Origin of the sequence: Enterococcus sp. AZ089 (assembly GCF_050547225.1) — a bacterium.
GTDB classification, from domain to species: domain Bacteria; phylum Bacillota; class Bacilli; order Lactobacillales; family Enterococcaceae; genus Enterococcus_D; species Enterococcus_D entomosocium.
In genome coordinates this window covers 2,137,065-2,149,368 of record NZ_CP172954.1, presented here as the reverse complement: position 1 = coordinate 2,149,368, position 12,304 = coordinate 2,137,065, and the positions used below count along the sequence as shown (strand labels likewise).

Annotated in this window: 11 protein-coding genes; 7 read left to right on the top strand and 4 right to left on the bottom strand. The window is 42.4% G+C overall.

Annotated features, from left to right (window positions below; genetic code table 11):
* Positions 1-6: 6 nt before the first annotated feature.
* Together IGJ01_RS10005 and IGJ01_RS10000 are read right to left on the bottom strand one after the other, a co-directional pair.
* Positions 7-885 (bottom strand): NAD-dependent epimerase/dehydratase family protein, encoded by an 879-nt coding sequence (locus IGJ01_RS10005; protein WP_244731891.1) that lies wholly within the window; start codon positions 883-885, stop codon positions 7-9.
* 53 nt (positions 886-938) lie between these two features.
* Entirely contained in the window at positions 939-2,039 is a 1,101-nt protein-coding gene (locus IGJ01_RS10000; RefSeq protein WP_430601035.1) for a M24 family metallopeptidase, read from the bottom strand.
* A gap of 194 nt (positions 2,040-2,233) precedes the next feature.
* On the opposite strand from IGJ01_RS10000, the gene ccpA reads away from it, so the two are divergent.
* On the top strand, positions 2,234-3,232 hold the full coding sequence (ccpA, locus tag IGJ01_RS09995; RefSeq protein ID WP_008378470.1) for a catabolite control protein A: 999 nt from the start codon (positions 2,234-2,236) through the stop codon (positions 3,230-3,232).
* Between the two features lie 142 nt (positions 3,233-3,374).
* Here ccpA and IGJ01_RS09990 read toward each other — a convergent pair whose 3' ends face one another.
* Positions 3,375-5,813 carry a transglycosylase domain-containing protein gene (locus IGJ01_RS09990; RefSeq protein ID WP_016612234.1) on the bottom strand — a complete coding sequence of 813 codons (2,439 nt, stop codon included), beginning with the start codon at positions 5,811-5,813 and terminating at the stop codon, positions 3,375-3,377.
* 262 nt (positions 5,814-6,075) lie between these two features.
* Here IGJ01_RS09990 and tyrS point away from each other — a divergent pair, with 262 nt between their 5' ends.
* The 4 genes from tyrS (at position 6,076) to IGJ01_RS09970 (ending at position 9,733) form a co-directional block, all read left to right on the top strand.
* Complete coding sequence (gene tyrS, locus IGJ01_RS09985; RefSeq protein WP_008378466.1) at positions 6,076-7,338, top strand: tyrosine--tRNA ligase; 1,263 nt, start codon at positions 6,076-6,078, stop codon at positions 7,336-7,338.
* Between the two features lie 70 nt (positions 7,339-7,408).
* Positions 7,409-8,320: an AEC family transporter gene (locus tag IGJ01_RS09980; protein ID WP_016612232.1), complete on the top strand. Its 912-nt coding sequence runs from the start codon at positions 7,409-7,411 to the stop codon at positions 8,318-8,320.
* A gap of 88 nt (positions 8,321-8,408) precedes the next feature.
* Positions 8,409-9,302, top strand: coding sequence for a deoxyribonuclease IV (locus IGJ01_RS09975; RefSeq protein WP_430601033.1), 894 nt, complete (start codon positions 8,409-8,411; stop codon positions 9,300-9,302).
* A gap of 44 nt (positions 9,303-9,346) precedes the next feature.
* Complete coding sequence (locus IGJ01_RS09970) at positions 9,347-9,733, top strand: cytidine deaminase family protein (protein ID WP_008378460.1); 387 nt, start codon at positions 9,347-9,349, stop codon at positions 9,731-9,733.
* A gap of 140 nt (positions 9,734-9,873) precedes the next feature.
* On the opposite strand, the gene IGJ01_RS09965 is transcribed toward IGJ01_RS09970, so the two are convergent.
* On the bottom strand, positions 9,874-10,491 hold the full coding sequence (locus IGJ01_RS09965; RefSeq protein WP_005225804.1) for an FMN-dependent NADH-azoreductase: 618 nt from the start codon (positions 10,489-10,491) through the stop codon (positions 9,874-9,876).
* Between the two features lie 162 nt (positions 10,492-10,653).
* On the opposite strand from IGJ01_RS09965, the gene IGJ01_RS09960 reads away from it, so the two are divergent.
* Positions 10,654-11,349 (top strand): response regulator, encoded by a 696-nt coding sequence (locus IGJ01_RS09960; RefSeq protein WP_430601031.1) that lies wholly within the window; start codon positions 10,654-10,656, stop codon positions 11,347-11,349.
* Complete coding sequence (locus tag IGJ01_RS09955) at positions 11,346-12,293, top strand: sensor histidine kinase (protein WP_315039920.1); 948 nt, start codon at positions 11,346-11,348, stop codon at positions 12,291-12,293. Before IGJ01_RS09960 ends, IGJ01_RS09955 begins: the two co-directional genes overlap by 4 nt.
* Positions 12,294-12,304: the final 11 nt, after the last annotated feature.

Genomic DNA, 12,304 nt, shown 5'->3' with positions numbered 1-12,304 from the left:
CAGTAGCTATTCGTTTGATGCTTGGGTGATTTCCCAATCACAAAGTTGATAGATCCAATCCCGCAGTTGACTGAATGGAAACCCAATTCCCTCAGCGAGAGCAACATTGAGCGAATAAACAGGTGTACCATTGTAAGGGCCTTGATCACCTGTTTCTGAAAAGAGAGGGGAAAGACCGGTTTTTTCCGTTACGTATTGCAGCACTTCTTCTAAAGAAATCGTGCCTTTTGACGCACCGTTGATGGGTCCTGTGAAAGAGCTGGTACCTAAAAACGCTAAAAATTGGCCAGCTTCTTGGGCATCCACAAAGCCCATTTGATGCGTTAGATTATCGACAGCCATTGGCTTTTGCTTTATCAGATGGTCGATGTAAAAGGCAAAACGTTTTGTATAATCATCTGCACCGATCACGTAAGGAAAGCGGACAAAAACGGAGGGGATCTGACTGTAGTTTTGGGTAAGAATCTCTTCAACGGTTCGTTTGCCTTCAGCATAATTGACTTCCTCAGAGCAGACAATTTTGACCGCTTCTTTGGCAGGGTCAAAATCCGCTTCTTTCAAATCGAAGTGCAGTTCATGATAGGCAGACATCGAACTAGTGACAATGTAGCGTTTGGGTGTTACATGACGCAACAGAATCTCAATATCATTTGAAGTATAAGCAATATTGTCGTAAATAACATCATAGGTTTCTTGTGTCAACGTCGTTTTGATACTTTGTTCATCCGTGCGATCAAAGACAAGTCGGTTGACTTGATCCCCAAAAGAATCAGTCGTCTTACCTCTGGTAGCGATCGTGACATCATAGCCTTGATCCACTAAAGATTGAACCAAATATTTACCGAAAAAACGCGTGCCGCCTAAAACCAACACTTTTTTACTCATAAGAACACTCCTTTTCATGTAATTCCAACATGTTGTGCCGATTCATTAGAAAATCAAGATAAAACCAGCAATTCTTTTGCAGTTTTGGTAAAAGGTATACAGCCATCTGCTGTGACATACACACAGTCTTCAATGCGGACACCGACCTGAGCTGGTAAATAAATGCCCGGTTCGATAGAGAAGCACATGCCTTCTTCGATCACTAAATCATTGCCAGTGATCAAAGAGGGGAACTCATGAACCGTGGTCCCGATGCCGTGACCTAAACGATGGTTGAAGTAGTCGCCATAGCCATAACCCGTAATCACATCACGAGCGATCTTATCTAATTCTCCTGCAGTGATCCCAGGTTTAACTGCTGCTTGAGCGGCCAATTCCGCCTCTAAGACGATGTCATAAATTTTTCTTTGTAATGCAGTCGGTTCTTTATAGGCAACCGTTCTGGTTGCATCGCTGCAATACCCTTTCCAGATGACTCCTAAATCAAATAAGACGAGTTCATTGGCAGTCACTTTGCGATCCCCAGGTACGCCATGAGGACTTGCTGCATTGGCACCAGCTAATACGGTCGTATCGAAGGACATATGGGAAACCCCACGTTTTTTCAACTCGTACTCAATTTCTGCCACGATTGCCATTTCGCTAACGCCTTCTTTGATGGCAGCAAACCCAACCTCAAAAGCAACATCTGCCCAGTTGCCAGCTTCTAGTAAGGTGTCAATCTCAGACGCGGTTTTTGTTAATTGCATTTTTTGAATCACCGGGGTCACATCTAAAGAAAAATCGGTTTTTGGCAAGAACCGTTTCAATGCTTCATAGCGCTCGACGGAAAGGTCATTTTTTTCTAATGCCAAGGAAGAAACCTCGTAACGAGAGGTCAATTCTTGGCAGATTTTCGCCCAAGGGTCTTCACTATCGAGATAGCCGATAATGTCAAAGGGCCAGCCGCTATTTTTTGCTTCTTCTACTTCCAGAGCTGGTGTGAAAAGAAAGGGATCTTTTCCAGGTGCGACGAACAAAGCAAGGACCCGTTCATGAGGTTCACTTTTAAAACCGGAAAAATAAGCGATCGTTGCTGGATTAGAAATATAGGCAACATCGGCGCCATTGGTTTTCAACCAGGCATTTAACTCATTGATTTTTTTATCATTCATTTGATAAAACCTTCTTTCAAGTATTCTTTTTCTATTTTATCATGCTTTCGAAGAGAATAGGGGAGGGGAAAGTAGGAAATTGCTAAGTTTTCATGAAAACAAAATTAAAACGGTTGCAAATCCAGAAAAAATTTGCTATCCTAACAAAGAAATGTAAATAAGATTTTCTGAAAATAGAATAAGGGAGATATATCATGGAAAAACAAACAATTACGATTTATGATGTTGCACGGGAAGCGAATGTATCGATGGCAACTGTTTCACGGGTAGTCAACGGAAATCCAAATGTAAAACCAGCAACTCGTAAGAAAGTGCTGGAAGTGATCGACCGCTTGGATTATCGTCCAAACGCAGTTGCTCGAGGGTTGGCAAGTAAAAAGACCACAACTGTTGGTGTTATCATTCCTGATGTCAGCAATATGTTCTTCTCATCACTTGCTCGTGGGATCGATGATGTAGCGACCATGTATAAATACAATATCATCTTAGCCAACTCTGATGGCGATACGATGAAAGAAGTCAACGTATTGAACAACTTGTTAGCAAAACAAGTGGACGGCGTTATCTTCATGGGTCATCGCATCACGGATGAAATTCGCGGGGAATTCTCTCGCTCAAAAACACCAGTCGTTTTAGCTGGTTCGATCGATCCTGATGAACAAGTAGGAAGTGTCAATATCGATTACACAGCAGCTGCCAAAGATGCTGTTTCATTATTGGCGAAAAACAATCAAAAAATCGCTTTTGTCAGCGGTGCTTTGATCGATCCAATCAATGGCCAAAACCGCTTGAAAGGCTATAAAGAAGCCTTGAAAGAAAACAACCTTGACTATTCTGAAGGGTTGATCTTTGAATCACCATACAGCTTTAAAGAAGGCTTAGCATTAGTTGATCGCATCATCAACAGTGGTGCAACAGCAGCTTATGTTACAGACGATGAGTTAGCGATCGGCGTCTTAGATGGTTTGTTAGACAAAGGCGTTAAAGTTCCTGAGGATTTCGAGATCATCACCAGCAACAACTCATTATTGGCTGAAGCAGCTCGTCCACGCTTATCAAGTGTGACGCAACCATTGTATGATATGGGTGCCGTTGCGATGCGTCTATTAACTAAAATGATGAACAAAGAAGATGTAGAACAAAAAACGATCGTCTTGCCTTACGGTATTTCAGAAAAAAGCTCTACGAAATAAGCAGCGATTTAATAAAAAGACTAGTGGAGCAACGCTTTGTTGTTCCACTTTTTGCTTCAACGATCGTTCGTGTGGGTAGAAAATCTATGGATTTTCTACCCACACTTTTTTTGTATAAAAAAACTGATCAGCACAAGGCTGATCAGTCATCATCATCATTTGTATTAGGTTGGTTATTTTCTTGCTCGTCCTCGTCGTCATCATTTGCAGTAGGTGTAACATTGTTGGATGCGTTATTCGATGATGTATTCGACGAACGATTTGTTGAACGGCTAGAAGATGCTTTTTTCCAATAGTCAGCATAGTTTGCATCTGAACCACCGAGTCCAAATTTGAAATCGACCGTATCTGGTCCGCCAGTTGCCCAATAAGAAGTAACGGTACTACTTGGATTCGTATAGGTTCGATTATCGACTCGCACGGTTCCTCCTGGTTGGGTACCAGTAAACTTGGAAACTTGAGCTTTTTTGACATCACTAGAAAGTTCAAACTTCTGATTTACACCAAAGACTTCTTGGTTTGTTTGATAGATACGATTGATCAAGTAAGCCATGTAATTGGCTGTCCGAGTTCCTGCTGCACTATCGGTAGCTTTATTGTCATCCCGCCCTGACCAGCTGCTGATTGTGATCGATGGGGTGGAAACGACTAGCCAAGAGTCAGACCAATTATTGGTAGACCCAGTTTTACCGACCCAATCGGCATTCCCGAGGTTCCAATCTAATCCGCTGATAACCGATTTAAAGGAACTGGTTTTTTGCTCATCGATAACACTACGCATCATGTCGGTCATGATGGAAGCTGTCGCTTCAGAAAAGACTTGGACCGGTTTGGCTTCATGCTGATAAAGCACTTCGCCTTCATTATCCTTGATTGATTCGATGATGTAGCCTTGCTGATAGACACCGTTATTGGCAAATGTTTGGAAGCCATTTGTTTGATTCAACACTGTGACATCGGTAACCCCTAATGGCGCTGATTCATATGCCCAGCTGTTATCTTCAGGATAGCCCATTTTGCTCAAATAATTTGAATAGGCATAAAAATGATCGCCTTCTTTTTCCCACAGATCTTGGAAAATATTTGTCGCTGCGATATTACTGGAAACTTCCAATGATTCGCGAATCGACATAAAAGTATTGGTTCCACGGTTTGTGGCATTGACGATCGGCTCACCGGCGTTTTCTCCTGTCCGCCATTTTGCGGCATAATCAGAAACCATTGATTCAGAGCCCATCAAGCCACTTTCGATCGCCGGTCCGTAAACCAGCATTGGTTTGATACTTGAACCTGCTTGGCGTTTAGCATCAAAGGCATGGTTGAATTGATTGTCAGCATAGTTACGACCGCCAATAAAGCCTAATACTTTCCCGGTGGCATTGTCCATCATGACATTGCCGACTTCGATGGTGGAGTCGCCCCAGTTGTCTAACATATAGCCGTATTTATCGACGGCATCTTGCATCGCATTATAAATATCTTTATCGATCGTTGATGTGACGGTATAGCCACCATTAACTAGTTTTTGCTGCGCCAATTCGAAGTATTTTTGGTAGGTTTCGTCTTTGGCATATTCTTCGTCACTGACATCATCTTCATCTGCCAGCTGTTTGGCAATAATGTCTTTTGCTTCATTTAACACTGTGTAATAAAGGAAGCTTTGATCCGTTTGTTCAATGGCTTCTTGTTTTTTGAAGTCTTGCTTCAAGTCATAATTAAGCGCCTCTTCGTATTCTTCTTTCGTAATATCGTGGTTACGATACATACTGAAGAGCACGAAGTCTTTCCGCTCTAAGCCAGCGGTCAAGTTTTCCTTGATCTCGCCCGTATTTGTATAAGGACTGTAGACGATCGGGCTTTGTGGCAGACCCGCAATAAAGGCTGCTTGCGGTAAAGACAGGTCAGCTGCGTTAACGCCAAAAATTCCTTGCGCCGCTTCTTGCACACCTGCGATATTTTGCCCTTTATTGTTCCGGCCGAAAGGGGAGATGTTTAGATACATGGTGACGATCTCATCTTTATCGAAAAATTTCTCCACTTCCATGGCTAATAAAATCTCATTGGCTTTGCGTTTGAAGGTCGTTTCACTGGAAAGGATTTGTTGTTTCACCAGCTGCTGGGTCAAAGTGGAACCCCCGCTGCCGCCAAAGCCTGTCGCTTCGGATAATAATGCCCGCACGACTGCTTTTGGTACGACGCCATTATGAATATTAAAATATTCGTCCTCTGTTGCGATGATCGCTTTTTTCAAGTAGTCTGAAATTTGATCGGAATTAACCGACGTTCGCATCAGATCTGAGCGAATCGTTGCGATTTTACTGCCATCAGCGTATGCGAGTTGAGAAGTCTCTGTGATGTCGGTCAGTTCTTTCTGCAACTCATCTTTAGAAGGAGCTGCGGTATCTTCCACAAGAAAAGCAAAGTAGCCGGCACCGATCCCCAAAGCTAAAGAACCGCCTAGCACCAGTAAAGAAATAGCCACTAAGAACAAGGCATGTAAAACCCTAAGACTGATATTGAAATAGAACCAGCCTCTATTTTTGTTTTCTGTATTCTTTTGATTTTTCGTTTTCTGGGACAAAAAGAGTCACCTCAATAAATTAGAATAGATTCCGTGTAATTATAGCAAAAAACAAGGCGCTTGGGTAGCACCCTATCTGTTATCGAAAGAAGTGTGCGAGAAAATGCCAGTTGGTATTTGTATTGAACCAGCGATAATAAGGGAAAACGAACAGATTTGCCTAAAAGTTTCTTTTTTGGTAAAGGACTTTGAGAGAAAGACTTTTCATTGCCCTCTTTTTCAGTTAAGATGAACAATGAAGCAATTATTAGGAGGAGAAAGAATGAGTACAGACTTTTTTGAAGAACTAAAGCAACGCGGATTAGTTCATCAGACCACAGACGAAGCAGCCTTGACCAAACAATTAAATGAAGAGTCTGTGAAACTATATATCGGCTTTGATCCTACCGCAGATAGCCTGCATATTGGTCATTTATTGCCTATTTTGATGTTGCGCCGTTTCCAACAAAACGGACATGTGCCGATCGCATTAGTTGGTGGCGGTACAGGAATGATCGGTGACCCATCCTTTAAAGATCAAGAACGTCAATTAAACACATTAGATACCGTTTTGGAATGGTCACAAAGTATCAAAAGCCAATTATCTCGCTTTATTGATTTTGATGACCAAGAAAATCCTGCCATCATTGCCAATAACTATGAATGGTTAGGGGAATTGAAACTGATCGATTTCTTACGGGACACGGGGAAAAACTTTACCATCAACTACATGATGAGCAAAGAAAGTGTCAAACGTCGGATCGAAACAGGAATTTCCTACACGGAATTTGCATACCAGCTTTTACAAGCCTATGACTTTTTGAACCTTTACGACAACCACGGTTGCTTGTTGCAATTAGGTGGTAGCGATCAATGGGGGAATATCACTTCTGGAATCGAATTATTGCGTCGTGAGCGTGAAGTCCAAGGGTTCGGTTTGACTATGCCATTGATCACAAAAGCAGATGGAACGAAATTTGGGAAAACAGAAGGCAATGCGGTTTGGCTAGATGCCAAGAAAACAACGCCTTACGAGTTCTACCAATTCTGGATCAATACGGATGATCGTGATGCAGTCAAATTCTTGAAATATTTCACCTTCTTATCATTAGAAGAAATCGCTGCGATCGAAGCTGAATTTAACGCTGCACCAGAATCTCGAGCAGCACAAAAAGCTTTGGCAAAAGAAGTCACTACTTTGGTTCATGGGGCAGAGGCTTATGAACAAGCCGTACGCATCTCAGCAAGTTTATTCAGCGGCAATATCAAAGAATTGAACGCTGAAGAGATCGAACAAGGCTTTAAAGGGGTTCCTAGTCATCAGGTAACAGCGGATGATTCTTTGAACATCGTTGAAGTGTTGACGACTGCTAAAATCGAACCATCAAAACGTCAAGCAAGAGAAGACGTACAAAATGGGGCCATCTACATCAATGGGGAACGCGTCCAAGACCTAACGTACGAGATCCAAGCAAGTGATCGGATCGGTGGAAAATACGTCGTGATTCGTCGTGGCAAGAAAAAATATTTCTTATTAACATTTTAATCGCAAAAAGCGAACCGACCTGTTGGTTCGCTTTTTTTCAAATTTTTGTAGAGGAAGGGTCTTTGTTGGAATGGGAAATATAGTGTTGAATGCCGCCGGTTTATTTGCCATGATCTTCTTAGGGTATTTTCTTAAACGGCTAAATGTCCTTTCAAAAGCGGATGGCTCGATCTTATCCAAAATTATTTTGAATGTGACGTTACCGGCAGCAATCATTTTGAATTTAGCTTCAATGCAAGTACAAGTCAGTGCGCTTAGTTTGATTGTGATCGCTTTGATCATTACGATCGTCCAGATCCTCTTCGCATTTTTCTTGACCAAAAAAGAATCGAACACGCTGCAACAGTTTGCTATGTACTGCGGGTCAGGATTTAATATCGGCAATTTTGCAATTCCTTTTGCCCAAAGTTTTTATCCTTTAGGGATTCCACTGATTTCGCTGTTTGATATGGGGAACAGTATCATGTTGGCAGGGGGAACGACGATTTTCATCGAGTTCTTGATTGGAAAGCGGACGACGTTTGAACCAGGAAAAATCTTTTTGAATCTCCTGCGCTCGCCAACATTTACCATTTATCTAGTGATGCTGATTATCCGCAGTGCGGATTGGAGGATTCCCGAGTCAGCCTTGGCGCTCGTTCAGCCAATCGGGATCGCAAATACGTTTCTGTCCATGTTTATGATTGGCTTATTTTTGGATTTCCGCTTACCGAAGCACACTACGCCAACGGTAATCAAAATTTTAAGCTTACGCTACGGACTGGCTTTCGTGCTGTTCGCGGCTTTCTATGTTTTACCGATCCCAGTTTTATTAAAACCAGTACTTTGTTTGTTAGTGTTTGCTCCGATCCCTTTATTTGGGGTCATTAATTCCGTGATTGCTGGGATGGAGGAAGAGGCGGTGGGATTTGTTTCTTCCATTAGCTTTTTGATAAGTATGCCGCTAATGACGGGTGTCCTGATGTTATTTGGACTCGCTTGATAAAAAAATACGGCAATGAGCAAAATAATCGCTTTACAAGGTGCTTTTATCGATAATAGAGAAGACTAGATTTAGGAGGAAAAGAAAAATGTTGATTGGTTCACACGTTTCAATGAGCGGCAAAAAAATGCTTTTAGGAGCATCAGAAGAGGCGGCTAGCTATCAAGCTACTACGTTTATGATCTATACCGGAGCTCCGCAAAACACGCGGCGCAAACCGATCGAAGAGATGCAGATCGCAGCTGGACAAGATTTTATGACGGAAAAGGGAATTTCGAATATCGTTGTCCATGCCCCTTACATCATTAATTTAGGTAATACCATCAAACCAGAAAACTTTGGCTTTGCCGTTTCGTTCTTACAAGAAGAAATCCAACGAGCCCAAGCTTTAGGTGCAACTCAAATCACGTTGCACCCCGGTGCCCATGTCGGTGCAGGACCCGAAGCTGGGATCAAGCAGATCATTAAAGGCTTGAACGAGGTCCTTGAAAAAAATCAAACCGCCCAGATCGCATTAGAAACAATGGCAGGTAAAGGCACCGAGATTGGTCGCAGCTTTGAAGAATTGGCAGCAATTATCGATGGCGTTACCTTAAATGAAAAATTATCCGTTACACTAGATACTTGTCACACGAATGATGCCGGCTACAATGTCAAAGAAGACTTTGACGGCGTCTTAAACGAGTTTGACAAAATCATCGGATTGGATCGCTTGAAGGTCATCCATGTCAATGATTCAAAAAATCCACAGGGCAGCCACAAAGACCGACATGCGAACATTGGTTTTGGCACGATCGGCTTTGAAGCCTTGAATAAGATCGTTCATCATGAGCAATTATCAGCGTTACCGAAAATTTTGGAAACACCGTATGTCGGCGAAGACAAAAAGAACAAAAAAGCCCCTTATGGCTATGAAATCGCGATGCTGCGGGAAAAGAACTTTGATCCTGAGCTATTAACAAAAATCATGGCGGGTGCTTAAACGGTTCATTTAACTATGAACCAGCTTATTTTGGAGGAAGAAAAATGGACTTTCAGTTGCTGATCGATGCCGCGAAACAAAAACTGGGATTCAGACAGCTCTCTCAATTTGCAGAAGCAGGGAGTGTCGCGGCAGCTCTGGCTACTGCAGATGGACAGATTTATACAGGGATCTGTATCGATACCAGCTGTTCCATGGGTTTTTGCGCCGAACAAGCTGCGGCTGCGCAAATGATCACCGATGGGCAGCAGCGGGTGTTACAGATGGTTGCAATCAATTCGGCAGGTGAGCCGATCCCACCTTGTGGTCGTTGCCGTGAATTCATCAGCCAGCTGGATCCCGCCAACCACAACACGCAGGTCATGATCGCAGCAGGAAAAATCATGACGCTAGAAGAGCTGTTGCCTTTTGATTGGAAAGCATCAAAATAAAAAGAGATTTAGCCCCTTAGACCGCTCTGTTCTAAGGGGCATCTTTGTTTTATCGATCCAATGGACGATCAACATGTTTAGATAAAAAAACTCCTCAACCAGCAATAGTGCTTTGTTGAGGAGTTGATCGATAGCAATGATTAGAATTTTTTCGCAGCTGCTGCTACGCGTTCTAAACCTTCAGCAATGATTTCTGCTGTTTTAGAAGGATCTGCATTGTGACCTTCGATGATTACTTCTTCTGTGATGTTCATGCCGAACATACCACCGAAAACTTTTTCCATAAAGGTTACAGCGTTTTCCATTGCGCTCATTTCGCCTGAGTAAACACCACCACGGGCATTCAGTAGAACGATTTCTTTGTCTTTCAACAATTGGTTCATTGAACCATCTTCGTTATAAGAGAAAGTAAAGCCAGCTTGGAAGATGTAGTCGATGAATGTGTGCAAGGCAGCAGGAATCGTTAAGTTCCACATTGGGAAAGCGAAAACGATGGTATCCGCTGCTGCGAATTTGTTCATCACGTCTTGACGGACAGTCATCAATTCTTGTTCTTCTTGGTTTAATTCTTGTTCTTGTGAAAGTTTGCCAAATGCTTCAAATAACGTTTGACCGATATAAGGCATTGGTTGTGCGTACACATCAAAGGTTACAACGTCCACATTGTTCGTATCAAGATTTTCAACGAACGTATCAAACATTTTTGCAGATACTCCATCAGGACGGTTATTGGCCTTAACAACTAAAATATTTTTCATTTTTTTCCACCTTTACTTTAAGTAAGTTTTAATCACAAAACGTAGTATACTATAAAATAATTTTGCTTACAATAAATAAGTGTACTTTTTTTAAAAAAGCTGGAATTTTGCAGTATTTTTCACGTAGTTTTGGTAAACTTTAGAGAAAACAGGAGGGGTTCTATGAAAATATTCGTGGTCGAAGATGACAAATCGTTAGTCAAAATGATGGAAAATCAATTATCCCGCTATGCGTATCAAACCTTTGTTCCGGAAAATTTCGCTGCGGTTTTAGCTGAATTCTTGATGATCCAACCTGATTTGGTTTTGTTAGATGTCAATCTGCCTTATTATGATGGGTTTTATTGGTGCCAAAAAATCAGGGAACATTCATTGGTTCCAATTCTCTTCATCTCCGCACGTGACGGCAATATGGACCAAGTGATGGCATTAGAATACGGTGCTGATGATTATCTGATCAAACCTTTTTCTTATGACTTGCTGCTGGCTAAAGTGAAGAGCCATATTCGCAGAGTCTATGGGGATTATGCACAGTCTGATCGGGCGAGAAGCTTGAAGGCTGGCGAATTGACCTATTATCCGGAAGCGTTGAAGATGGTCTATCGTGAAGCCAGTGAATGGCTGACTGTTCGAGAAGGAGAATTATTGACCCTGTTAATGTCGGCACACCCAGAGATGGTCAAACGGGAACGGATTTTAAATCTATTATGGGATGATGAGCGCTTCGTTGATGACAATACGCTTTCTGTCAATGTCGGCCGTTTGCGAAAAAAATTGGCGGCAATGGGCATCAATGATCCGATCCAAACGATTCGCGGCAAGGGTTACGCCTTATCGGTAGTAGGTACAGAAGAATGAGAGCATATGTAAGTGTTCATTTACCTAAACTACTCGTTACCTTCCTAGCCATTTCATTTTTCGTTTTAGTGATTTGGTTGGATGGCTATCGAAATAACCTCGTGATTGGTTATGGTCTGCTTCTATTCGGGCTATTCATTGTTCTTGTTTATTTGGCAGATTACCTTTCCAATACTGCGTTTTATCATTATATCAAGCATGGAAGAGCGACACACCGAAGCAATGGCTACCTTTCCAGGCAATGGCGCAAGCAGTTCGATGCACAAGAGCAGCATGAGCAAGAGCGGCTGACAGAATTAGATCAGCACCATCAAAATCATATTCGTTTCATGAATATCTGGGTTCATCAAATGAAAACACCTGTCTCAGTGTTGGCGCTAATGGCTGAAAGTGAAGAAGTCGATAGCTATGATCTTTTGGCTGAAACAGATCGCTTAAAAAGTGGCTTGGCGACTGCGCTGAATTTTGTGCGCTTGGAAGATTTCACGGAGGACTTCGTTATCGAGTCAGCCTCACTGTTGGAATTGTTAAAACACAGTATCGGTGACCAGAAGCGGAATTTCATTCGCAGTGAAGTCTATCCGAAGCTGATGAGTGAAGCAGATATCACGGTGACAACAGACAAAAAATGGCTAGGTATTCTGCTCTTTCAACTCATTAGCAACGCCATTAAGTACTCAACAGCAGAGAGCAAAGTCTATTTTGAAATTGATCCGTTTTCTAGAAGCTTGACGATCGCAGATGAAGGATGCGGGATTGCAGCAGCGGATCTCCCGCGGGTTTTTCGCCCCTTTTATACAGGGCAGAATGGGCGGCAAACAGGAGAGGCAACTGGGATCGGTCTTTATTTAGTTGAAACGATCAGTACGCAATTAGATATCGATGTGTCGCTTGCCTCTATGGAGAATCAAGGCACGACGGTTACCCTAACATTTCGGAGGTGAAGGCTTTCTTA